Consider the following 24,389-nt stretch of genomic DNA (forward strand, 5'->3'; position numbering starts at 1 on the left):
AATTCTCCTCTCTAAAGTTTTGAGTTTTGAATTGATCAGAAGGAATTCAGAAGTCAGAATTTAGGAGTAATTAGAGTTCGACTGGCAGAATTAAATCTGCATATTTCTACCAATTCTGTTTGGAGATGCGCCAAAGTATATGAGAAACGAACCGCAAAGGCGCATAGACACAAAGAACGAAAGTATTCTAAATTCTGATTCCTGAATTCTTGAAGAAGAACTCAAAACTCTGCGCTCACAATTCCCAACTCTTGGAACTGCTTAACTCTTGCTTCTTCTGCCTCTAAAAACAGGTTGCCGATACCAAACACAAGTTCCATCGTGCCTCGATAGCCAACTTTGGTAAATTGACCATTACCTAAACGATCATAGATAGGCAATCCCAGACGATAAAGAGGAATTGAAAGCCGTTTAGCGATCGCAGCGACATTCGAGTTACCAATCAGCAAATCAGAACCGCCTGCTAGACTCTCAAAGTCTTCTAAATCGCCGATGGTGATACTTTTTACTGGGAGTTTTTCTAGTAAGTGCGATCGCGTGGTTGTCACCGCCGCATGAATCTGCGCTCCCATTGATTGCAGAAAATGCACTGTTGACCACAGCAAATCTGGTTCTAGCGCTAGAGAAACTCGTTTTGCACCGAAGTAAAAGTGGGTATCCAGCATTGCATCTTGCAACTGACGGCGTTGGCGGCGGTATTTTTCAGGTACACTGTTACCGCTCAGAAACGCCAATGCTTGGATAAATTCATCTACTGGTTCTAATCCCGTCAGTTGGCCAAACACCTCATAAGGTGTACTAAAGCGTTCTTCGAGAATCTTTGCAGCTTCCCGCATACTTTCACCCAATGCCAGGGTAAAAGCAGAATTACCTACTTCTCTTAGCTGTTTTAAGGTAGTCCCACTGACTGTAACCGCACTATAACTATCCTCTAAGTGTCCATCTAAGGAAGCGCCAAGATCGGGTACAACTATCGGCACTAATCCAAAGGATGTGACTATCTCTTTGATTTCCTGTACATCCCCTGGTGTGAAAGCAGAACCCGCCAAAATTGTGACTTGTTCAGTTCTAATTCCACCCGCGCAAGGAATTTCTTTGACTATGCTTTCAACAGCAACGGCAAAACCATCTTGCAACGCTCCTTTAAAATCTGGGGTAGGTGCAAAAACGATCGCTAAATCATTCAATTCGGGGTGGCGATCGCGGATTTCTTTCAGAAAACCCTCAATGTCATCTCCTCTAGTTTCAGTCAACCCAGTAGTACATAAACCAATAATTTCTGGCTTAGCCTTTTCCACCAGAGTCAGAATTGCTTGTTCCACATTCTCTTCACCACCCAAAATAGTAGTTACTTCCGTCATCGCTGTGGTAGCTAGGGGAATCGCTTCCCGGAAATGCCGCACCAGGACAACTTTGGCGAAAGCAGTACAACCTTGAGCACCGTGGAATAAAGGCATTGTCCCTTTCAATCCCAGAAAGGCTAAGGTTGCACCCAAAGCTTGACTTTGCTTGAGGGGATTAACTGTCAGTGCTTTGTTAGAAACGGTAACGATCGCCATTAAACTTCCTCCTCGTCCCAAGGAGCGGGTTTACGTATTTGGTCCCAAATCGGGCTATACAGAGCTTCGTACAGTTCCCGCGCCATCTCAATCATTCCCACATAACCTGCATAAGGATGGTGGCGTTCTTGGTTGATATCAAGGAAAGGAATTCGAGCTTTCAAAGCGGTGTATTGGTTACGACCACCAGCAATTAGCATATCTGCTTTGGTGTTTTCAACCACTTGTAGCAATTCCTTAGCGTTGCCCTTCTCTAACATAATGCCATCGTTGCCGAGCAACTTCTTAATTTTGGCTTTATCTTCTTCAGTACTTTTGCGAGTACTGGTAGCAACAACTTCAATGCCCAAGTCTCTAGCCGCCGAAATAATCGACCAACTTTTGACACCACCTGTATACAATACAACTCGCTTACCTTTAAGTCGAGCGCGATAAGGAGCCAGTGCCAAATCTAAAGCAGCCGTTTCTTCTGCAATCAGCTTTTCTGTCCGCTCCTGTAAATTAGCGTCGCCTAATTTTGCAGCGATGTTTCGCAGACAGCGATTCATATCATCGATGCCGTAGAAAGACTCTTCAATGTAAGGGATGTTGTAACGCTCCTCCATCTTTCTCGCCATATTGAGCAACGCTCGTGAGCAGATCATGACGTTGAGCTTGGCGCGGTGGGCGTAGCGAATTTCATTGTAGCGAGCATCGCCCGTAATTTTAGACAAAATACGGATGCCTAATTTTTCTAACAGTGGTGTTACTCCCCACATTTCCCCGGCGATATTGTATTCACCGATTAAGTTAATATCATAAGGCGTTGTATGTTCCGGTTCTGCTGTGCCGACAACATATTCCAACAAAGATTCACCGCCAAAACGGTTGCCGAGATTTTTACTGCCAATGAATCCTGGGGCAATGACCGGAACAACAGGAGTACCAATTTTTTGGGCCGCAGCTTTACAGACAGCATCGATATCATCACCAATTAAGGCTGTAACACATGTGGCGTAGACGAATACTGCTGCTGGTTGGTAACGCTCGTGAAGTTCCAGAATTGCTTTGTAGAGTTTCTTTTCGCCACCGAAGATGACATCATTTTCACCCAAGTCAGTGGTAAAGCCCATTTTGTAGAGTTGAGGGCCAGACGACAAACTACCACGACTACCCCAGGAATTACCAGCACAGGCTATCGGCCCGTGAACTAAATGAGCAGCATCTGCGATCGGCACTAGGGAAATCATTGCACCATCAAAAGCGCAGCCCCCTTGAGCCGCGCCAGGTTGTGCCTGTTGAGCGCATGACTTGTTTTTCTTTTCTGTTTGTTTGTGCTGATTATGTTCGCATCCTGTCTCAGTCAGCAGTTCGTTGATTTTACCTTGGGTGATTTTCATCTCTCTTCTCGTACTTAATTGTTAATTGTCCTTTGTCATTTGTCATTTGGATAACTAACAACTAATGACTAATGACCAATGACCAATGACTAACAAATGTATTTTGTGACATCCTCTCCACATACATCAGTGAGGTAAGATAAAGACCGAAAACGCAATCCTACAAATTCGTCATATAAAGGATTGAGTTTACATAGTGGTGGGATATCAATACACTTCCCAAATAATTTAATTTGTCGCTCAAAGGGACAACAACAAGGAATTGTTTGGCAAATTAGATGAGCGATGCGATTATTTTTAACCTGAATTCCATCCACCACACGGCGCAACGGATTAAGAAGATTGTTGAACCACCCTGGTCTTTTATGGTTAGGTGGATGGTAATTAGGATGAGGATGAGTGTGAGTGTGTTCGTGAGTGTGATTGATGGTTTCCATTTATAGATACCTTGGGTAAATGCTAAATTGGGTACTGGGTATTGGGTACTGGGTACTGGGTATTTGGTATTTGGTATTGGGTATTGGGAAAATTATTTCTTAATTCCCAGTCTCCAGTTCCCAGTCCCTAGTAGTTCGCTTTCGTGACGAAAGCTCTTTATTGGGTAAGGGGGAAGGTGGGGCCCCCTCTGGGGATAAGGGGCAGGGGGAAAGGTTTTAAATCCCAAACCCAGTTCCCTTTCCCCTTTCCCCAGCCCGAAAAAGCGCATCTTTGGGTTGGCAGACTACTAGTCCCCAGTCCCCAGTCCCTAGTCCCTAGTTACCTGTGTTTCTACGCAATTTCTAACGAATCAAATCGTAGGAAATATCTGTCTTAGAAGGAATGTTGGTGTTGCGATCGATTTCTTCAAACAGAGTATTTACAACCCAGTTAAGCAAGTTGATTAGACCTTGATAACCAATGGTGGAGTAGCGGTGTAGGTGGTGGCGATCCATGATGGGGTAGCCGATTCTCACCAGGGGAGTCTTGGTATCGCGCCACAGGTACTTACCGTAGGTGTTACCAATCAGGAAGTCTACTGGTTCGGTGAACATTAGAGAACGCATGTGCCACAGGTCTTTACCACCCCAAACAGTTGCATTCCTACCAAAGGGGCTAGAAGCAAGCAGTTCTTTCATTTCTGCTTCAAATACGTCGTTGGTGTTGTGAACCAAGATATGCACAGGTTCAGCACCCATTTCTAGCATAAAGCCAACTACGCTGTATACTAAATCTGGTTCGCCGTAGATAGCGAAGCGCTTGCCGTGAATCCATGAGTGGGAGTCAGTCATGGCATCAACTGCCTGACCGCGTTCAATTTCCAATTGTTCGGGAATGGGGATACCACTCAGTTCGCTGAGTTTCATCAAGAACTCGTCAGTACCCTTAATACCCCAAGGACGGCAAACTGCGGTTGGTTGCTTCCACTCTTTTTCGATGTACTCGCGGGTTTTGAGGGTGGAGTGTGATTGCAGAGCAATTGTAGCTTTAGCATTAATTGAATCTTCTGCATCTTCTATCTTTGTACCACCTGGATACATATTGAACTCACCTGTGTTTGGTGAATCCAGGTAGTCGCTGTTGTCGGCTAGAATGGTGTAGTCAAAGCCGAACAAAGAAGCAATCCGCTTGATTTCGCGGTTGTTGCCTACGTAGGTGTCAAAACCTGGGATGAAGTTGATTTTACCATTGCTGGTTTCTTTCTTATGACCTGCGGTCAAGTTAGAAAGAATTCCCTTCATCATGTTGTCGTAACCAGTGATGTGGGAGCCAACAAAGCTAGGGGTGTGAGCGTAGGGTACTGGGAAATTTTGAGGAACTGAACCAGCTTCCTTGGCGTTGTTGATGAAAGACTGTAAGTCATCACCAATTACTTCTGCCATACAGGTGGTGCAGACAGCGATCATCTTGGGCTTGTAGAGTTGGTAAGAGTTCGCCAAGCCGTCAATCATGTTTTGCAGACCACCAAACACGGCTGCATCTTCAGTCATTGAAGAAGATACACCAGAGAATGGTTCTTTGTAGTGACGGGTTAAGTGGGTGCGGAAGTAAGCAACGCAACCTTGAGAACCTTGAACAAAAGGTAGAGTGCCTTCAAAACCAACAGCAGCAAAGATTGCTCCTAATGGTTGACAACCTTTAGCGGGGTTAACGGTTAAAGCTTCACGAGCGAAGTTCTTTTCACGATAATCCCAACCTTTTGTCCACTCTGCAACCCGTTGTACTTCTTCGGTTTCGTGACCGTTTTCAAACTGCTTTTTGTTTTCAAATAGCTGTTTGTACTCTGGTTGGTGGAATAACTCTACGTGGTCTTGAATTTTTTCTGGATTCTGAGGCATTTCTGGATCTCCAAGCTTACTGAATTCTTTACTGATTGAGGAATAAGGATTTGAGGCGGGGATGGGAGATGGGAATATGATTCAAAATTCAAAATGCAAAAATCAAAAGAAATTTTAATTTTTCAGTTTTGAACTTTGGATTCCCAACTCCCCCTTGGGGTTTTAGCCCCAGGTTATCCTTACTTATCGCTCTCTTCCATTTCCCTAGACGGCAGCCTTAGCCTTAGCTTCAGCCTTCTTAGCCTGAGCTTTTTCATTCCAAGGAGCGCCAATTAATGACCAAGTTGGGCTGTTGAGTGCCAAGTCCATATCACGAGCGAAGATGGCGAAGCCGTCATAACCGTGATAAGGGCCGGAGTAATCCTTTTTGTGGTTTAATTCTTTTCAATAGTCTAATGTTTGCAGTAAACAGTGTCAGAGATAAACATTGTTCGCCAAGAACACATTTATTTTTAGGCTAAATATAGGCTAAAAACACAGCGATGCATAATCAGGTTCAGGACTCACGCATCATCTAAATGTTGTTCTGAGCCGATGTTTCTGTTCATCTCTGCAATCACTGCAACAAAGAACGCACGATGAAAACGAAAGTACTACTGGAATTAGAGAAGGTTAATCTGCGTTTGAAGTCTGCAAAGGTAAAGGTGACAGTTAGAGAATCGAATGGAAGTCTGCAATTACGGGCAACGTTACCAATTAAACCGGAAGACAAAGATAACAATGGTACTGGGAGAAAGCAATACAATCTCAGTTTGAATATTCCGGCTAATTTGGATGGACTCAAGACGGCTGAGGAAGAAGCTTATGAATTAGGAAAGTTAATTGCTCGTAAGACTTTTGAATGGAATGATAAATATTTAGGAAATGAAGCAATTAGAAAAGGATTTAAAACAATAGGAGAATTACTCAAAGAATTTGAAACTGAGTATTTTAAAAGTCATAAACGTACAACTAAAAGCGAGCATACTTTTTTTTATTACTTTTCGCGCACCAAGAGATTTACAAATTCTCAAGATTTAGCAACTGCTGAAAATCTACTCTATTCAATTGAACAAATTGATAAGGAATGGGCTAAGTATAATGCAGCTAGAGCCATATCATCATTTTGTGTGACATTCAACATCGAAATTGATTTATCTAAATATTCCAAAATTCCAGAGAATAATTCTCGAAATATACCGAGTGATGCAGAAATATTTGAGGGAATTATCAAATTTGAAGATTATCTTAATAGTAGAGGTAATCAAGTTAATCAAAATCTTCAAGATAGCTGGCAACTTTGGCGTTGGACGTATGGAATGTTAGCAGTTTTTGGTTTACGTCCAAGAGAACTTTTTATTATTCCTGATATTGATTGGTGGTTGAGTCAAGAAAATACAGATTTGACATGGAAAGTTCATAAGGATTGTAAGACTGGTGAGAGAGAAACATTGCCATTATATAAGGAATGGATTGAGGATTTTGATTTGAGAAATCCTAAATATTTAGAGATGTTGAGAAGTGCTATCGCTAAAAAAGATAACACCAATCATGCTGAGATAACAGCGTTAACACAGCGAGTCAGTTGGTGGTTTCGCAAGATAGGATTGGATTTTAAACCTTATGATTTACGTCACGCTTGGGCAATTCGGGCGCATATTTTGGGAATACCAATTAAAGCGGCAGCAGATAATTTGGGGCATAGTGTGCAAGTTCATACGCAAACTTATCAGCGTTGGTTTTCGCTAGATATGCGGAAGTTGGCAATTAATCAGGCGTTGAGTAAGAGAAATGAAGTTGAGTTGATTAGAGAGGAGAATACTAAGTTGAGGATGGAGAATGATAACTTGAGATTAGAGATTGAAAAGTTGAAAATGGAAATGGTTTATAAACAAAGTTGAATTTACTGATAAATCATACCAATTTTATATAAGTTACTATGATTTATGATGAAAAACTATAGTTAGTGGCTTTTGCCAGCCACTCAGTTGTTATAAAGTTATTTTCAAGAGTTAGGGCTGGAGTAAGTAAAAAAACAATTTACCGTTGGTGGGCTTCTAAGGCAGAGGTTGTGATGGAGGCTTACACCGCATATTCCGCTAGAGAAATTTTAATACCAGATACAGGAGCAGTTCAGACAGACTTAGAAAGATTGTTCGCCCAACTTTTCACAGTATTGACTACTACACCTGCAGGAACTGCGATGGCAGGCATTATGTCTGAAGCTCAAAGCGATGACCAACTTGCACAAAATTTTTATGAGAACTTTATAGCTAGTCGTCAAGCGATAGTTCTCAAAATTCTAGAGCGGGGAGTAGAACGAGGAGAGCTACGGTCAGATTGCACCATATAATGTGTAATAGACACATTATATGGTGCAATGTGGTATCGCTTAATGCTCAAGCACAGACCTTTAACAGCAGCATTTGCAAAAACTTTGATTCAAAAAGCGATCAATGGAATTGAGTAAGTTGGAAGACTTAAAATTAGTTATACCAATTCTGTATGAAGATGCGCTAAACCATAAGTGTACAAGAAAGAAAAACGAAAATATTATTTTGTCACAGATTTGCTTGTGAGGTAATATCATACTGCAATGCCATGCCTCCGACAAGCTACGCCAACGGCAACGCATCTATCAACTGTTTTTAACCATCCAAACAAAAAATTCGAGAATTTGTTCTACAGGTGGAAGAGGATAATCGATCAAGTCAATAGTGACAAGATTATCCTCCAGCTTCAAAAATCGCCATTGCGTACCACTGCTAATAGAACCATAGATTACGGCAACTGGACGATTTTTGGCGGCGTTGAATTTTTGTGCTGCAACCATTTCTGCAATACATTGTCCAAATCCAGTTCTTAAATCTGCTTTTTTTGCTTCTACAATGACAATTGCAGGCGCTTCAATTTCTAGTACTTCTGGCGAACGACTCAAAAGAAAATCACACATTCCATTCAGTCCAATTGCCTCATCGACTGTAAAATCTTCTCCAGAAAATAAGCTAATTTGGCGATTTAATATCCGTCTAACTTCTAATAATACTGGGTAAATTATTCCTTCGGAACGAGCTTTTTCACTTGACGAAGAAGCTAGTGGCAGACTTTCTTCAAGATATGCTCTCAGTGTAGCAGATGCTTCAATGCGTTCGGTGGCAGGAATGAATCGCCCACCTTCCTGTGTTTTTAACCCAAAAGTCTCTTTAACTTTACTGATAGTTGTAAACTGACTATAAGGCATAAGTGATGAGTACGGGATGGCTGCTAGAATACGCAAGTCAGATTATCGCCGCAAACCACGCCCAATGGTAAACCAAATAGTGAAGCTTGTGGAGTAATTAACAGTGAATCAGTAAACGTATTATATAGAAAACCTGTTTGCGATCGCTACTCACAAACAGGCTTGACTTTTTTAGCTTTCTAATTAAGCTTGTTCCCAAAGCTGACGTACATAGTCAGGTAGCCAGCTAGCAATTTCCTGAATCCGTTCTTCGGAAAGCTCGTCTTTGGTGGCAGAAAATACTGCTTTAACTGCTTGCTCTCGGTCAACTGATCGCGGCATTCCACTTTCATTAGCAACTCGGAACAGGAAGCGATCAGAATCGATATTGAAGATACCTGGGCCTTTGAATGGTGGACGAACCCGGCTCAAAAATCCCACAATTGGATTGGTGTCTTTCCAGAGATCGGACACTTCAAACTGGAGTGCTTTCTCGTCAGTAGGTATAGCTTCTGTATGCAGTTCTGCCTCGACGCGATCGCTGGCTTCTGTGGTCATCACGTCGCGCATCACGCGAAACACAACTTCGGTAAAATCTCTGGCATCATAAGGCTCTGCAAATCCGCCTTTCACCTGAACTTTTTCCAGGAAGGAGCGATGTTCGTCGGCGATTGCAGCTCTATCATCTTCAATTTCCGTTGGGTCAACTTCTGGAACGTTTGTTCTAAAACTTTCGTCGGGCATTGTTTTTTGTTGTAATTATTAGTTTTGAGTTTTTATGCTTACTTTATGTAAGGTCGCACAAATCAAAAACCCTTGGGATCTTCCAGAAGTTTGAGATACCATCTACTCAAAAGTTAGAAATTCATCCGATCTACCGATCGCAGTAAAGTCATACTTGAGGTAAGTATATTTCCCTTTATTGAGCAGAGTAACACTCTAGTGTTTCTGCCTGTCGTAGTTATCGCCCATTGGTGTAAAAAAACAGTCAGAATAGATGAATTGGTATAAATTCCGTCCAAACAAAGATGCTAGAAACAACAAACATCGAAATTAACACTTGCTATGTCAAAGTATCTAACAATGACTTAGAAATCGATGCTTACTTAGCTCAACCATCACAAAAGGCAAACTTTGGCGCAGTTATAGTTTTTCCAGAAATTTTTGGAATCAATAGTAATATTCGAGATATCACCGAACTAATCGCCAAACAAGGTTATGTAGCGATCGCTCCGGCGATGTATCAACGTATTGGACTTCTTGCAGAAGTAGGGAAAAGGGTAAGGGGGAAAGGGAAAAGGAATAAAAAAAACCTTTCCCCTTTAACCTTTCCCCTTTTCCCGCCTCTTGCAAAAGTTACTTTTGCAAGAGGTCTATTGCTCCCGGTTTTGAGGCTGATTTTAGCCCAAAAGATGTTGGCTACAGTCCAGAAGCCTATCGGCTGGGCTTGGAATATTATCAACAAGTAAAATATCAAGAGATATTCAGTGATATTCAAGCTACCATTATTTACCTGAAAACTTTACCCAATGTCAAAGATGATGCCCTCGGTGTCATTGGTTTCTGTTTTGGTGGTCATGTTGCTTATATAGCTGCAACTTTACCGGATATCAAAGCCACAGCTTCGTTTTATGGTGGCGGGATTACCACTGCTAGTTATGGTGAAGACACTCCAACCATTAATCGCACCTCTGAAATTAAAGGTACTATCTATACATTTTTTGGTACAAGAGATGCATTAGTTTCCCAGGAAGAAAACCAGCAAATTGAAGCTGAATTAAAGAAACACCAAATAAATCATCGTGTATTTCGATACGATGCCGGACACGGATTCTTTGCTGGATTCTTTAAAGACCAATACCCATTTTTAGCCCAGCACCCAAGTTATAACCCAGAAGCGGCTCCTGATGCTTGGCAACACGTTTTAGAACTGTTTCAAAATCACTTGCGATCCGACTAGTCGTAAATATCGCACTCATTGAGCAAGAGTGCGATATTGTCGCCTTTAAGCTTTTGAGTTTTTCAGCAGTAATTGACAACCACATAAAAACGGATTTGGACTTTCTATGCGATTGTCTGCAAGCACTTCAATGGTCAACTTGCTATTGTAAATCAATTCGTCATAATCCATCAATGCATCCCACTTGATCTTGCCAGTCGGGAAGCCTAGCTGTGAACTAGCGTCATATATTAATTCTTGCCATTTCTGAATCTCTGGATCTTGTGATTTGCAGTAATCGAGAATGGCAATCAAGGCATCAGGCTTAGTAACTCGCAGAATCTCTGCAAGAGCACGAACTGGATCGTTAACGACACAGAGGGTAAATCCTGATGCTGCTGCATCAAAACTATTATCAGGAAAATCAAGATTGCAGAGATCCGATACCTTGAAGGTGATGTCTGCGGATACGGGCTTTTTACGTGCTTCATTTATCATCTTCTCAGAAAGATCGACACCGACGACACGTACACCTTCAGGATAGCCTGGAAGATTAAGACCTGTTCCTACCGCAGCATCCAGGGCAGTTTGTCCTGGTTTTAGCTGCAAGGAAGCAATTAAGGGTTCGCGTTCAATGTGCCAGTAACGCTTCATAATTGCGTCATAATCCACCGCTCCTTGATCGTAGGTTTCAATCACCTGATGTATCTGCATAAATTTTTTAACAAACAGAACTACTGATTTTAACTACCTGTTCAACTGTATAACTTGTTAGCGTCCAAAACTTCTATATTATCTTATTAACAAAATAACTTCACAATAGATATATTCTCTATTATCAAAAATAGCGATGCCTACAGCGGGCTACGCCTACGCAACAGTGCCATTGATGCAATAATACACAGCGATCGCCCTAAACAGCAAATCATTGTTCAATTTTCGGAAATTAGCAAAGGGATTGTTACTTAAAGCACTTTACAAGTTAATGAAGTACACCCTCCTCAACTTGAAATCTGCTGTATAATCCAAAACTCTTTATATCTTCCTTTTCCTGCAAGCCTCAGCTATAATTCATAGTTCAACCATTCTTTAATTGCAAAGGAATTTGAATGATAAACTCGGTTCCTTTTCCAGGAGTTGAGAAACACTCCAGTTTACCGTTATGTTTTTTTGTGACGATTTGGTAACTGATGGACATACCCATTCCGGTTCCTTTGCCAATGGGTTTAGTGGTGAAAAAGGGATCGAATATTCGTTGCTGAAATTCTTTAGAAATACCAACTCCGTTATCCGCGATCGCCACTTGCAACCACGTTGAATTAACTATCGATGTGCAAATCTTAATTTGACTACGATTGTTCTCAATCTCCTGATAAGTACGCTTTGTATTATTTTCTTCTAAGGCATCAATCGCATTTACTAAAATATTCATAAATACCTGATTAAGCTGTCCGGCATAACATTCTACTGAAGGTACATTGTCGTAGTCTTTAATTACCTCAATTTCCGGTTGTTCTGGTTTACCTTTGAGGCGGTGCTGCAAAATCATCAAAGTACTATCGATGCCTTCATGAATATCGACCCGTTTAAATTCTGCTTCATCAATGCGAGAGAAATTCCGCAGCGACAGTACAATTTGGCGAATGCGATCCGTGCCGACTCTCATAGAAGACAATAATTTTGGCAAGTCTGACTGCAAAAACTCTAAATCGATGTCTTCGACAAGAGTTTGAATTTCAGCAATAGGGTAAGGATGATATTGCTGATACAACTGCATAAGTAATAATAAATTCTGCGTATATTCTTGCACATGGGCGAGGTTGCCATGAATAAAGTTGACTGGATTATTAATTTCGTGTGCGACTCCAGCAACTAATTGTCCCAGACTAGACATTTTTTCACTTTGAATAATTTGAGATTGAGTGCGCTGCAATTCCTCTAATGTATTTTTAAGTTCAGTGGTACGTTCTTCTACCCGATCTTCTAGTTCTTCTTTGCTTTTCTCTAAAGCTGTAAACGATTCATGCAGTTGTCTTGCCATGTGGTTGAAAGAGTTAGACAGGGTATTAAGTTCTCGAATACCGCTAGTTTCTACTGTCTGATTTAAATTGCCGGCTGCCATTGCCTCACTTGCCCAATTCAAACGTAGAATCGGGTGTACAATCCAATGAGAGGTAAACACACCTATCGCTGAGGCAACAACTAATGCGCCCAAACAAAGTGCGATCGTGGTTTGGGTATTAGCATTAATTTGGGTCATGAATGTGTTCTCTGGCACACTCACCACCATCAACCAATTCAAACCATATTTGTCACGCCAAGGTATAACATTGACATAATTCTGTTTTCCTTCCACCTCAACTTGAAAATTTGTATCTTGGGTAATAGAGGCAAACCCGGAGGTTTGGAGGTGTCTGGCAATGTTCTGTATTGTTGGGTCAGAACTGTTGATCGCCTGCAATCGCTGGATCTTTTGATTGACGAAGACAAAAGGCTTCTCTGTACCAGAACTGGCGATTAATGTGCCATCCCGCTCCAAAAGAAATACCCGCCCAGACTGACTAATATCCAAACTGCGTAAAAAATCGCTGAGTTTCAACAGATGAATATCAGAGGCAATCATTCCTAATAAGCGATTTTGCGAATCATAAATTGGACGACTGGCAGAAGCAGCAATGTAGGGGCCAGTGGGATAATTTCCAGTTACAATCTTTGCCCAAATAGGTTTATCAGCAGCAATGGGTTCGGTATACCAAGGTTCGTTAGAATTTTGCCAAGTCCATCGAGCATTTACCTGAGTTCGATTACCTTGATTATCTGTGGCATAAGTAAAAGTATTATTGGGAAGCTTGGCAGTCCAATCATCAATAGTAATTGTCTTGCCATCATAACGAGCAGCACCCAGCCCCTCACCTGTCGTTAGTCCAATACCAATATAAGTCAGGTCATACGCCTGCATCTGATCCCAGAAATACTTGCCAAGGGTTTGGCGATCGCGTACATTTAAAATTCCTCGATGGATGGTGTCTGCGTTGATCTGATTAAGAGTTTGTGGAATGGAAAGATAAGACTTCAGGTGTTCATCCACCACATCGCTGCTGCGATCTATCAACTGCCCTGCCAAATCGTTAACTGCTCTTTGTCCATTTTTAAAGGACAAATAACCCACTAAACTGACTGCTGCAAAAATTTGAATCACAAAGGGAACAATAAGAACAATCTGTAATGGTAACGCCTTAGCTTTGCTGAGATAGTGAGTCTTCATTGCTGGAAGCTGAAAGTTATGCTAATTTGATTTACTTATATAGTTCCCAAGATGTTCGTATACTCACCTTTATTGAAATTTTTTTTCAAATCAAAGGTGACTTTAGGGTGGAATGGTACTTTTTAAGCAAAAATTGCTGCTCAGACTCGCAACTTCTTGAAGAAGTCGGGGATCTAAATCCAGCGATTTAGTAAGTGATATCTAGATGTGGCGTGGATTGCGAGGGTTCGTTTTTTTGTATTGCCTTGCTTGCTTCCAGGGAAATTAGATATTACCCGCCCAACTGACTCGCCATTGTAGCAGCTGGCGCGACATCAAAAAATCAGAGTTTGAGACTACATATTAGCAATAGCATCAGCACAAATATTTGGTTTTTTTAATGTATTTTCATGAGTTCAACTTTTAAATTTGGAGTAATTTATGCAGCAGTTTCAAGTAATCTCAGATAGTTTGAATATACGTTCAGCACCGATTGTTGACGAAGTTAATCAAATAGCATCTCTTCCAAAAGGATATATTGTCACTAAAATTAAACATTTGGATAATGACAAGTGGTGGAAGGTGGCAACTATTCTTAAAGGTAAAACTTTAGAAGGTTTTGTAGCTCAAAAATTTCTTAGTCCAGTCACAAAATTTTCTATCAAGACTGTTCTTAAAATTGCTGAAATTCCCATTCTCCAGGCAAATGGAGAATCTGCATTTTTCTATGAAGCAGGTATGAGCATTAATGCTGATGGTGCGCCTAATGCTTATCACCCCGCAGATAAAGGAATTGATTTTTTGGCAAATGCTGGGTATTCAGATAACTGGTGGGCACTAGCTGTAGATAAAAACGGCAATCCATTTATTCAAGGCAGTACCGATCCATATCCTGGATACTATATTTCTACGACTGCATTATTCGATTCTGGATTTGTTAAACAAGATCCACGTCGCTATGTTGATTCAACAAAGATTCCGTATATTGTTCTTCCGGGAAATAATGATTTTATAAAGGCTACAGGCGTTAAATTAGGAGATTTTGCAGTTGTTTACAACACTAATAATGAAAAACTCGCTTTTGCAATTTATGCTGATGTTGGCCCTAAAAACCAGATTGGAGAGGGTTCAATAGCTTTGTCTCAGGCTGTTGGAAACGATCCATTAGTACAATCAAGAGTCAGGCGAGGAATTCCCAAAGATATTGTTTATGTTGTTTTTCCAGGTTCTGGGAATGGACAGCCAAGAACAATTTCAGAGATAGAAGCTGAAACTAAACGGTTTTTTGAAATATGGGGCGGTGTAGAACGGATCAAGTCTCTATAAAAGTTGCAGTAGAGACGTAGCGCTACTACGTCTCTTTCTTACCGAGAGCGATTGTCTACTAAACGCTTTGCGAATGCGTCTATGCAATCATTTTTGCTTGAAAAAAGTTTGCGTACATAGCATATACACTAGTTTGCAACAAGCGTGAGGTACAAAACCGAGGACTCAAAAATTAAATTATTCTTCCTCTTGCCTCAAAACCAGTGATTTTGTACTTCATCCAAACAAAAACTGCTGTATTAAGTTGTCGCTGCTGGTTTCTTTCCATTGTTGTTCTCCATACTGGCAACAAATGACGGTTGCTCATCATTGAGAGTTGGTGACTTTTCTCGCTGTACCTTACGACGCTGATTTTTAGGAACTCCCCCTGCCATGCCATACTCTATACTGCTTTTGCCATATCGAGTTCCAACTGCCATCAGCATTTGCTCTGTCATATCTCCCAACTTGCTTTCTGTTTCTAGCATTTCTCGATACAACTTATCCAAGCTGGAAAGGGCACTATTGTAGGTATTTTCTTTAGATCGCATCGTCTCGATCAGAGTTGAGAAAGCAGGTAAGGTAATTCCATTACCTAAATCTAACCTCGGATCAATTGAGTTTATGCTAGCCGCACGGCGCACTGCTTTTTCTAATACTACAGAAGTTCTTTTTCTACGAGCCATGATCTACACCTTGTAATCTAGTACAGTTAATATTCTTTACTTTAAAAAATTTACGTATAGATCGGCTTGAGAGAATTCCGGCAAATCTGCAATAGTTTTTGCTACATAGCGATCGTTGTCATGAATGCGCTAACTACTGAAATGAGAAAGCAAACTGGGGTTTGAGTAAGTCAAAGTTGATTTTACTTGCGGAAAACACCAAAATGAATAAGTCATAAGGCATTTTAAGTAAGTCAAAGTTGATTTTACTTGCGGAAAACACCAAAATGAATAAGTCATAAGGCATTTTGAGTAAATCAAAGTTGATTTTACTTGCGGAAAACACCAAAATGAATAAGTTATAAAGCATTTTGAGTAAGTCAAAGCTGATTTTGCTAACTAAATTTGACTTTATCTATATTTTTGTACTGTGATGACTAGTTTTGATCGGTGTGATGGTGGTGCGATCGCATCCCTCCTATAATGTGCATTGTGCTGCACGAGAACACACTCTATTACTGGCAATTTGATACGATTAGCAAAGTGAGCGATCGCTGATAATAATCTGGGCGATGTCAACAACAGGCTACGCCCATGTACTCTTCAGCAGAGAAAGCAAAAACACTATAGCAAAGCCTAAAAAAATAATCTAGCAAAATTCTTGTCCGCCTCACTGCCAGCCCTTATTAATTTTAAAGGATTGGATACCAGCTTTCTTATGCGATCGCTGTTTAGTTATATCATGTCCGGTTAATTAGTTATAATTCCCGTAATCTATGCAGAAACCAGAAAACCCTCTTTCCCCCTGCTAAGAACTGCGGTCTTAATGATAAGTCTTTAATCGGACACGATATTAGAAAATTACTTTGCTTCAATCCGTGAAGCCAATTGTATTAAGGTTATCTGTATTGCTATATATATAGTTAATCCTACTTAGACTAAATTAAATAATTGATTATACCTAAAACAATTAAATGAGCCGGGTAAAACACATAAAACCATCTAGCTCGTGAACCTTGTTTTCCATTGAATTGAAAAACAATGAATCCTGCAATAATTGCCCAATATTGCACTATATCACTTATAAATAGAGTTACTAAAATAAAGTGAAAAAAGCACCAGTAAAGCAACCATACATTAGGCTTTAGTTTTTCTATTAGGGACATCAAAAAAATTACTGCAATCCCATATACTCTATATTCAACGCCCAAGCCCTCGGCAACTACTGCACACAAGCCGATAATTATTAATTGCTGCCATAATTGTGAGTAACGCTTTATTAAGCGCAACATCACAAGTCCAAGAAAAAGCGTGAACAGAATATTAAGTGATAAGCTTTGAAAAACAATAGTGTAGATTGGTTGAGATATTATTGCTGTAATTAATAGTCTCCTCCCATAGCGGTATGCATTTTGGGTGTGTTTTTCGCCTTTAACCAGAAGCCATGCAAAGAGGGGAAAACTGAATCGCCCAACTAAGTGCAAAATTCTTAACTCTGGCATTAGCAAATAGCACACGTGATCCATAACCATGAACACTGCGGCTAAGATTTTAATGTTAAAAGCTGAAACTTTAATCACAACGTTACAGTTACCTTGGATTCCTTGATATAGAATCCCAAAAATTTTATTTAATTTTATTTATTTAATATAAGAGTTATTCAAAATACTAGCAATTTGATAACATTAACAAAAAGGGCAATGTCTACGATGGGCTGTTACTTTCCTGTGTGGCTTTAAGCATACTCCTACGGAGAAGCTATGCCAAAGGCTTTACGTTAAGCTATCGGTGACGCCCTCTTCAGCAGAAAACGCAGAAACACTATGGCAAAGCGTAAAAAAAGCAATCTTCAGTGGATAAAAGAAACGCTTGAACTCAAACCCGATCATCGTTGGGAATCTCCATCAGGTTACAAAATTTTTGTAGCAGATCGAGGCGCTGTTCGTTTCAATGTTCCACAAAATTGGGTTTTTGAGCCACAAGAGAAATCCTTCAAGTTCATGGATAAAAAACCACCTAACGATGATTGCTGTCTAGAAGTATCTTTTAATCGCCTGCCACCCAATGACTGGAGCCAGTTTCCGCTAAAATCCACCTTGAAGAAAGTCTTGGAAGACGACAGTCGCAACGTCATTGAGAGGGGAGAAATAATTACCGTCAAGCGTCAAACTGCCAGAATTGTCTGGACAGAGATGAAGTTCATTGACATTCAAGAAGAACCACGGGAAGCTTTTTCGCGGACTTGCATTGGTTTGGGGTCGAATGTTCAATGCTTAATTACATTCGATTATTGGGTAGATCAAGCAGAACAACTAATACCCGTTTGGGATGAAGCAATGCGTAGTCTGACATTAGGGTTGTATATTAGTGACCCCATGACTGGTTTAGCTTTCCCAGACTAAAGCCCAAAAATGAGCGCAAACAGGTATCAACTGCACCGTTATGTGACTTAATGCGATTGCTGTCAATTCAACTTGAGGTGAGGGTACTGATGTAATTACACTTTCAGTGAAAGGGGGATGACGGGGGCACAGGGGTACAGGAGATAATTTCTAACTCTTAACTCAACACTCCCAATGCCCAATTCCTTTATGTTAAATTTGAAGCGGGATAGTAATAAAGTTACAAAGCTATAGTTTAGGTTCCATAAGCCTAACTGGTGCGCCAACCTTTGGTATAAGCGTATATCGCTGAGTACTTGAAACTATACCATCGTTTGATTAGCTCAGTTGGCAGAGCAATCGACTCATAATCGATGCGTCACAGGTTCGACTCCTGTATCAAACCCCAGGAAGTTAGCTCACTGGTAGAGCAATCGACTCATAATCGATGTGTTGTAGGTTCGATTCCTATACTTTCCACCAAAAACCCTCGCCCTAGGTAAGGGCACCTTGGTAGGGACAAGGCCGCAGAATTGTTGGGTATTCAAAAAACCCAATCAAAAAAACTTTTTGTTTTTTCTACTCTGTCATGCAGGTATCTATAACAGTAAAAAAGCTAGCGCAACTGTATCTCTCCCTAATTTGAGTATGTTCCTTCCTTTTCCTACATCCGGTTTTCCTTCGGGGATTCTGGAGTGGCAAAGCGAACGGCATATTTGAGCGCGGTTCTCTTTTTTTAGATTGCCATTGAGCAGTTTAGAAAAAGTAGCAGCAATCTTAATCCAGTTTTGGAGAAGCTTTTGCCCGCACTGAAACTGTAAAAACCTGCACTGGCAGAGTAAATATTTTTTGTAGTATATTAGTAGTACAAAAGGCTAAAATTAATCTTTTAGCTTTTGTTTACAGAGTTGTAAAGCTCAAAGAACCTCAAGATAAATTCTGTCTACTCCAGTAGTTAAGCTGTGAGACACAGGTGGTATTTGAGTTCAAGCAAGGCTATAAATGTGTTGAGCAAATTTTCTTAGCTAGTTGCGTTGGCGTAGCCCGTCGTAGACATCGCTACGCCCAATCCAGGCATCGCCTAACTTACTTAAGTTATCACACAAATTATTTATGCAAATTACTATGTGGCAAACGTTTTATATTAAACCTAACGAAATCGGCATCTTATATCACCGCAGTGACTTTAAGAAAATTTTGCAACCCGGTACGCATACATATTTAGGTTGGCATTGGCAAGTAAAAATTTATGACCTCAATCAGCCACTAGCTCAGATTGAAAACCTAGAACTGTTGTTGCGAAATCAACAAGCCGAACTACAAAAAGATTTATTGATTATCAGAACTGCATTCAATCAAGTTGCATTAGTCCGCTACGGTCAGAATTGGGTAAGCGTTGCACCAAATAAATTGATTGCTTTTTGGCGTGGTTTTATTGAGGTAGAATCTCATATATTCAACTTGGAAGAAAGCTTAGAATTACCTAGTTACTTTGTACAGCAATTGCGCTCAGTTGCGTTGAATGGACTCAAAAAGTTCCAAATTTCAGAGTATGAGATTGGTTTGCTATATGTGCAAAATAATTTTGTGCGACCTCTAGAACCAGGAGAGTATGCTTTTTGGTCGCTAGATAGAGATGTTACTGTCAGGACTCTTAGCCGGATTATCCCTAACCCAGACTTTCCCCTGGAAGATGTACTGATTGAAAAACATCCTGACTTTATAGCTGCCTACTGTGAAACCGTGCAATTACTGGCTTGGCAAGTTGCAATTGTGCGATATCGAGGTAAAGTGATTTCGATTTTGCCACCCACCAGCCGCAAGTTATTTTGGCAAGGTGTTGCAGTGGAAATTCTCGACATTAGTGCTGATGCTCAGTTACAGCCTGCTTTAGTGGCTGAGTTGGTTGAAGGTTCAACAGAAGTGAAATTGCTCAGTCGCAACTGTTTGCATATTTGCCAAGTTCCCGCCCAGCACGTTGGATTAGTATATATTAATCAAGAGTTTCAAGGACAGCGATCGCCAGGAGTGCACGCTTGGTGGTTATTTGGACGCTCTTTTCAAACCGAAACCATTGACCTGCGACTGCAAAATATGGAAGTATCCGGTCAAGACATCCTCTCTAAAGATAAAGTACCTCTGCGGTTAAATTTGACTGCTGGCTTCCGCATACTCGATCCATTGAGAGCAAAAAACGGGTTGTCAGATATTTCCGGCTTCTTATACAAAGAATTACAGTTTGCTTTGCGTGGTGCGATCGGCGAACGCAACTTAGATGCTTTATTAGAGGATAAAGGTGCAATGGATAGAAGTATATCTGAATATATCCACCAGAAAGCCGCAGACTATGGAATTGAAGTAGATTCTGTAGGTGTCAAAGACATTATTTTACCTGGTGAGATTAAGACTATATTGAGCAAGGTAGTCGAGGCAGAAAAAACCGCTCAAGCAAACGTAGTCAGACGTAGAGAAGAAACTGCCGCTACTCGCAGTATGCTAAACACTGCCAAAGTGATGGAGGATAACCCCGTCGCACTGCGTCTGAAGGAACTCGAAGTATTAGAGCGGATTGCAGAGAAAATTGATCGGATTCAAGTTAACGGCAGCTTGGATAGTATTTTGACAGATTTGATTCGGATAAATCCGCAATAACTTGGCATCCAGCCCATGAAACTGAACGTGACTGGAATCGGGGAAAACGTCTGCTAATTGAGTTACTAACTTGCGACTCAAATTTTGATCAAAAACCAGCTTCAAACATCACCTACCGTTGGCGTAGCGTCTGGTAGAAAAGCAACTAAACGATGTTCACGGTCAGCAGCAAACTCTAGACTTGCCCTAATGTCTTCTTCTGTTAATTCAGGGAAGTCGTCTAATATCTCCCCATGAGACATACCAGCTGCCAACCAGCCGAGAACATCGTACACAGTAATTCGCATCCGTCGAATGCAAGGTTTACCACCTCGCTTGTCCGGCTCAATTGTAATAATATTGTGATAGCTCATGTGATTATAAACTGCATAGCATCTTTCTAAGTCTAGAACAGCTTCACATTGCGGTGCAACGAAGCGATCGCTAAAACAGTCTACTTCTTATATATTTCACACACAATCTCTGTCATGCGATCGCAGTTCAACTTGCTGTATATTCCCATCTAATGTCCAAATAGGGATATTTAGATGTAAACAATTTCTGGCAAATTGTTCTAATTTAAGTAACTATACTGAATTACATCAGATAATATTCAAGTATGGTATTAGATGGAAAAATTACATATAAGTATCCAAAAATCGGGTAATTAGACGGAAACTTTCAGTCTAATAACCGGATAGAGATTATTGGCTACAGAATAGCTGAAATGACAATTGCTTTAGATTGCTACGGAGGTGAAACTGATGACTTCTTTATTAAATTCCAATACACCAATAGAACGGGGAGAACGGGCAGATATAGCTTTTTTTGACCCTACCAGCTATAAAGAATTTGACCCTTCCGTAGCTAAAGAATTGACAGAGTTACTCCAGAAAGCATACAAGCATTTTGATCAAGTTTATGAGGCTTTTAAAGAGACAAAGATATCGCCTGATCGAACAAGCAAGCCACAACTTGATGCTGCTTATCAGTTGAAAGGTGTGTTTTATGATGAAAAAAATTTTCCCTTCGGTTTTGTTGCTTCTAAGAATAGTAACAATGATGTGTTTATTATTTTTCGTGGCACTAAGACATTTGCTGAGTGGTTTAAAGATGCAAATATTCCACTGGTTTCTTATCGTGATGGTAAAAGTCAGGATGGAAAGATACTGAAGGTTATTGGGAATGCGTTGGGTCTACTTCAGTCTCCAGTTGAGATTTCCAAAGTTGGTGATTTTGGTTGTGTAGCTGTGGGTTTCAGACAGATTTACGTTAGTCTGCGAGACGCAATGATTGAGGCGCTCAAATCCTGCAAGCAAAGCTCTCAGATTTTTGTAACAGGACATAGCCTTGGCGGTGCATTAGCAACCTTAGCAATCCCAGATATTCTCAGCAACACCCACTTTAATAAGCCTAAACAAGTTACTCTATATACTTTTGCTAGCCCTCGATGTGGCGACAGAGAATTCGCCATTAAATTTCAAGGCACAGAAGTAAGGCATTGGAGAATTGCTAATACTGAAGATTTTGTAACTATGATTCCGTTTCCCACAGGAAACGTTTTCCAGCCAGCATCATCTGAAACACCACCTGAGTTAGACATATTGCCTGAAGATCCTGAAGCTAATTTGGGTATCGGTGGAGTCACTGGGCCAGACAGAAATCCCAATCCACTTTTTGGCTTCATTAAGGCAATGTATGACAGAAACAAAAGAAGAATGCCAGATTACGCACATACTGGCACACCAGTTTACTTTACGATTCATGCAGCGGCTCTAGAGAGGCATCACAATTTAGAAGAGATTTATATGCGTGGAATCTTGAGATTTCTACAGTGAGTTAGAAAAACGGTTTAATGAACTTCAAACTCGTTTAAGGGATTTGCGTAACGGCAGCGATGTACGGACTGCTAGGTGGTGTGAACGACAGGCAGAACGAGAAATTAAGCGGCCTAACAACTTTGTTGGAGCGGATTGACGAAAGATCCTGGTGTAGGTGCAAAGGTTACTGGCAACTGCTCAACAGACGCGTTAAGTTAAATTTAGGTTTAGCATCTCCCAGATAAATTATTCCCGCTTTTTCTGATCGCACCATTTAATCTAAAAAATCGTCATTAAAAATAGTCTTTTCTTTTACAGTTTTTCTTTGAGCAAAATGCAAGCAAAATCTAAAAACGAGACTGCATAAGAGTTATATTGTCTAAACCATCAAAACAGATTATTATTGGATAACCCTGGAAGTTGTATTTAGGCTAGAAATAGGCTCTTTTTTCTCTTGCCGCGAAAAAGCCTTGCATTATATCAATTGTAAGAGCGATCGCTAGGTTCGGAGTAATCCCAAGAGTGCATTTGACGGAAAGGAAGACCCATCTTTTGGAAGACGTACTTCTCTTTCACACCAGAAGCTACAAGGTCAGGCTTCAGCGCTTTGATAAATTCCTCGAATTCGTAAGCGGTAACGTCGTCATAAACGATGGTGCCGTTTTCGATGTAGCCAGCAGTACGTTTGTAGTCGTCATTATGAGCGAACTCATAACCTGTACCAATCATCTTCATGCCCAAGTCTTGGAAAGCTGGGACAACGTGGCGAGGACGCAGACCACCAACCATGATGGCAACAGTCTTACCTTCTAAGCGGGGGCGGTACTTACCAACTACCGCATCCATTGTGGGCTGATACTTGGCGATGACCTTCTCAGCGTTTGCTTGGATTGTTTCGTCAAACTTGGAAGCGATTTCCCGTAAAGATTCAGCAATTTTGGTGGGGCCGAAGAAATTATACTCAAGCCAGGGTATACCGTAAGCTTCTTCCATGTGACGGCTGATGTAGTTCATCGACCGATAGCAGTGGATGAGGTTCATCTTCACATTGGGGGTCATCAACATTTCGTTGATGGTGCCATCACCTGACCACTGAGCGACTACGCGCAAGCCGATTTCTTCTAACAGGATGCGGCTCGCCCAAGCATCACCACCGATGTTGTAGTCACCGATAACGGCTACATCATAAGGGGTACCTTCAAACTTGAGTGTACCGTCTTTCTTAGCTTGGTCTGCTCTGGTGAACACCCAGTCACGAACCATGTCGTTAGCAATGTGGTGTCCCAAAGATTGAGAAACACCCCGGAAGCCTTCGCAACGCACAGGTACAACTGGCTTGCCAATTTCTTTCGATGTTTTCCGAGCAACAGCTTCGATGTCATCCCCAATTAGACCGATGGGGCATTCAGATTGAATGGAAACACCACGGTTGAGGGGGAAAAGTACATCAAGTTCTTCGATCAGTTTGGTAAGTTTTTTGTCACCGCCGAAAACGATATCTCGTTCTTGGAAGTCGGAGGTGAAGTGCATGGTACCAAAGGTGTCAATACCTGTGGTGCCGATGTAGTAGTTACGACGACCAGACCAAGACCAGTAACCGCAACCTACAGGCCCGTGGCTGATGTGGATCATATCTTTAATAGGACCCCAAACCACACCTTTAGAACCAGCGTAAGCACAACCACGAGCGGTCATTACCCCAGGCAGGGATTTGACATTAGACTTAACGCCGCAATCGGACTTACCTTCTTCGTATACTTTTAAGTGTTTTTCACGCTTTTTAGCGGCTTTTTCTGGATAAGCACTGAGAACTTCTTTAATTAGCTCTTTTCTTTCTTCGATGATGTTTTGATTTTCTGGAGGTGTCATATTTAGCCTCTGTGACTTTTAAGGATGGGGGCATAGGGGGACTAGGAGTCCCCTGTAAATTTAGGGGGGATGTAAGGGAAAGG

General features: G+C 41.0%; 18 protein-coding genes, 2 tRNA genes and 4 pseudogenes. 10 read left to right on the forward strand and 14 right to left on the reverse strand.

The features are described 5' to 3' along the window. Window positions 1-221: 221 nt before the first annotated feature. From nifN to V7K79_RS30070, 5 genes and pseudogenes are all read right to left on the reverse strand, one after another. Complete coding sequence (gene nifN / locus V7K79_RS23230) at window positions 222-1,559, reverse strand: nitrogenase iron-molybdenum cofactor biosynthesis protein NifN (RefSeq protein ID WP_335050837.1); 1,338 nt, start codon at window positions 1,557-1,559, stop codon at window positions 222-224. Next, window positions 1,559-2,938, reverse strand: a complete 1,380-nt coding sequence (nifE, locus tag V7K79_RS23235; RefSeq protein WP_335050839.1) for a nitrogenase iron-molybdenum cofactor biosynthesis protein NifE — start codon at window positions 2,936-2,938, stop codon at window positions 1,559-1,561. Before nifE ends, nifN begins: the two co-directional genes overlap by 1 nt. Before the next feature lie 89 nt (window positions 2,939-3,027). Continuing rightward, window positions 3,028-3,375 (reverse strand): Mo-dependent nitrogenase C-terminal domain-containing protein, encoded by a 348-nt coding sequence (locus V7K79_RS23240; protein ID WP_335050840.1) that lies wholly within the window; start codon window positions 3,373-3,375, stop codon window positions 3,028-3,030. Between the two features lie 342 nt (window positions 3,376-3,717). Beyond that, window positions 3,718-5,253 carry a nitrogenase molybdenum-iron protein subunit beta gene (gene nifK / locus V7K79_RS23245; RefSeq protein ID WP_335050841.1) on the reverse strand — a complete coding sequence of 512 codons (1,536 nt, stop codon included), beginning with the start codon at window positions 5,251-5,253 and terminating at the stop codon, window positions 3,718-3,720. Window positions 5,254-5,457: 204 nt separating this feature from the next. Then, window positions 5,458-5,625, reverse strand: a pseudogene (locus V7K79_RS30070) (nitrogenase molybdenum-iron protein alpha chain); the annotation flags it as partial. Window positions 5,626-5,797: 172 nt separating this feature from the next. Here V7K79_RS30070 and V7K79_RS23255 point away from each other — a divergent pair. Both V7K79_RS23255 and V7K79_RS23260 read left to right on the forward strand, forming a co-directional pair. Continuing rightward, a pseudogene (locus V7K79_RS23255) lies at window positions 5,798-7,133 on the forward strand (site-specific integrase); the annotation flags it as partial. A 173-nt stretch (window positions 7,134-7,306) separates the two neighbouring features. Continuing rightward, complete coding sequence (locus V7K79_RS23260) at window positions 7,307-7,585, forward strand: TetR-like C-terminal domain-containing protein (RefSeq protein ID WP_335050844.1); 279 nt, start codon at window positions 7,307-7,309, stop codon at window positions 7,583-7,585. A gap of 285 nt (window positions 7,586-7,870) precedes the next feature. Here V7K79_RS23260 and V7K79_RS23265 read toward each other — a convergent pair whose 3' ends face one another. Both V7K79_RS23265 and V7K79_RS23270 read right to left on the reverse strand, forming a co-directional pair. Next, window positions 7,871-8,473 (reverse strand): hypothetical protein, encoded by a 603-nt coding sequence (locus V7K79_RS23265; RefSeq protein ID WP_335050846.1) that lies wholly within the window; start codon window positions 8,471-8,473, stop codon window positions 7,871-7,873. A gap of 183 nt (window positions 8,474-8,656) precedes the next feature. Further along, entirely contained in the window at window positions 8,657-9,196 is a 540-nt protein-coding gene (locus tag V7K79_RS23270; RefSeq protein ID WP_335050848.1) for a DUF2267 domain-containing protein, read from the reverse strand. Window positions 9,197-9,480: 284 nt separating this feature from the next. Here V7K79_RS23270 and V7K79_RS23275 point away from each other — a divergent pair. After that, window positions 9,481-9,702: pseudogene (locus V7K79_RS23275) on the forward strand (dienelactone hydrolase family protein); the annotation flags it as partial. Between the two features lie 125 nt (window positions 9,703-9,827). Then, window positions 9,828-10,412 (forward strand): annotated as a pseudogene (locus V7K79_RS23280) (dienelactone hydrolase family protein); the annotation flags it as partial. Window positions 10,413-10,457: 45 nt separating this feature from the next. On the opposite strand, the gene V7K79_RS23285 reads toward V7K79_RS23280, so the two are convergent. Together V7K79_RS23285 and V7K79_RS23290 are read right to left on the reverse strand one after the other, a co-directional pair. Next, the gene (locus V7K79_RS23285; protein WP_335050850.1) at window positions 10,458-11,105 is read right to left on the reverse strand and encodes a class I SAM-dependent methyltransferase; all 648 of its coding nucleotides are present in this window, start codon (window positions 11,103-11,105) and stop codon (window positions 10,458-10,460) included. 364 nt (window positions 11,106-11,469) lie between these two features. Further along, on the reverse strand, window positions 11,470-13,656 hold the full coding sequence (locus tag V7K79_RS23290) for a sensor histidine kinase (protein ID WP_335050852.1): 2,187 nt from the start codon (window positions 13,654-13,656) through the stop codon (window positions 11,470-11,472). Window positions 13,657-14,076: 420 nt separating this feature from the next. Here V7K79_RS23290 and V7K79_RS23295 point away from each other — a divergent pair, with 420 nt between their 5' ends. After that, a complete protein-coding gene (locus V7K79_RS23295) occupies window positions 14,077-14,961 on the forward strand; it encodes a glycoside hydrolase family 75 protein (protein WP_335050854.1) in 885 nt (294 codons plus the stop codon). A 239-nt stretch (window positions 14,962-15,200) separates the two neighbouring features. Here the strand turns inward: V7K79_RS23295 and V7K79_RS23300 are convergent, their stop codons facing one another. Together V7K79_RS23300 and V7K79_RS23305 are read right to left on the reverse strand one after the other, a co-directional pair. Then, window positions 15,201-15,626 (reverse strand): hypothetical protein, encoded by a 426-nt coding sequence (locus V7K79_RS23300; protein WP_335050856.1) that lies wholly within the window; start codon window positions 15,624-15,626, stop codon window positions 15,201-15,203. 917 nt (window positions 15,627-16,543) lie between these two features. Then, window positions 16,544-17,185 carry a TraX family protein gene (locus V7K79_RS23305; protein WP_335050858.1) on the reverse strand — a complete coding sequence of 214 codons (642 nt, stop codon included), beginning with the start codon at window positions 17,183-17,185 and terminating at the stop codon, window positions 16,544-16,546. 243 nt (window positions 17,186-17,428) lie between these two features. Here V7K79_RS23305 and V7K79_RS23310 point away from each other — a divergent pair, with 243 nt between their 5' ends. The 4 genes from V7K79_RS23310 (at window position 17,429) to V7K79_RS23325 (ending at window position 20,638) form a co-directional block, all read left to right on the forward strand. Further along, entirely contained in the window at window positions 17,429-18,007 is a 579-nt protein-coding gene (locus V7K79_RS23310; RefSeq protein ID WP_335050860.1) for a hypothetical protein, read from the forward strand. 312 nt (window positions 18,008-18,319) lie between these two features. Next, window positions 18,320-18,395: transfer RNA gene (locus tag V7K79_RS23315), tRNA-Met, on the forward strand. Next, window positions 18,395-18,469 (forward strand) — tRNA-Met (locus tag V7K79_RS23320). The genes V7K79_RS23315 and V7K79_RS23320 overlap by 1 nt, the downstream gene beginning before the upstream one ends. Before the next feature lie 642 nt (window positions 18,470-19,111). Continuing rightward, window positions 19,112-20,638 (forward strand): slipin family protein, encoded by a 1,527-nt coding sequence (locus V7K79_RS23325; protein WP_335050906.1) that lies wholly within the window; start codon window positions 19,112-19,114, stop codon window positions 20,636-20,638. On the opposite strand, the gene V7K79_RS23330 is transcribed toward V7K79_RS23325, so the two are convergent. Then, the gene (locus V7K79_RS23330; RefSeq protein WP_335050862.1) at window positions 20,546-20,743 is read right to left on the reverse strand and encodes a DUF5615 family PIN-like protein; all 198 of its coding nucleotides are present in this window, start codon (window positions 20,741-20,743) and stop codon (window positions 20,546-20,548) included. The two genes, V7K79_RS23325 and V7K79_RS23330, sit on opposite strands and share 93 nt — an antisense overlap. Beyond that, window positions 20,740-20,991, reverse strand: a complete 252-nt coding sequence (locus V7K79_RS23335) for a DUF433 domain-containing protein (protein WP_335050864.1) — start codon at window positions 20,989-20,991, stop codon at window positions 20,740-20,742. The genes V7K79_RS23330 and V7K79_RS23335 overlap by 4 nt, the downstream gene beginning before the upstream one ends. Before the next feature lie 390 nt (window positions 20,992-21,381). On the opposite strand from V7K79_RS23335, the gene V7K79_RS23340 reads away from it, so the two are divergent. Then, the gene (locus V7K79_RS23340) at window positions 21,382-22,455 is read left to right on the forward strand and encodes a lipase family protein (protein ID WP_335050865.1); all 1,074 of its coding nucleotides are present in this window, start codon (window positions 21,382-21,384) and stop codon (window positions 22,453-22,455) included. 462 nt (window positions 22,456-22,917) lie between these two features. On the opposite strand, the gene nifD is transcribed toward V7K79_RS23340, so the two are convergent. Beyond that, window positions 22,918-24,306 carry a nitrogenase molybdenum-iron protein alpha chain gene (nifD, locus tag V7K79_RS23345; RefSeq protein ID WP_335050867.1) on the reverse strand — a complete coding sequence of 463 codons (1,389 nt, stop codon included), beginning with the start codon at window positions 24,304-24,306 and terminating at the stop codon, window positions 22,918-22,920. Between the last annotated feature and the right edge of the window lie 83 nt (window positions 24,307-24,389).

This window comes from Nostoc sp. (genome assembly GCF_036917575.1).
GTDB lineage: Bacteria > Cyanobacteriota > Cyanobacteriia > Cyanobacteriales > Nostocaceae > Nostoc.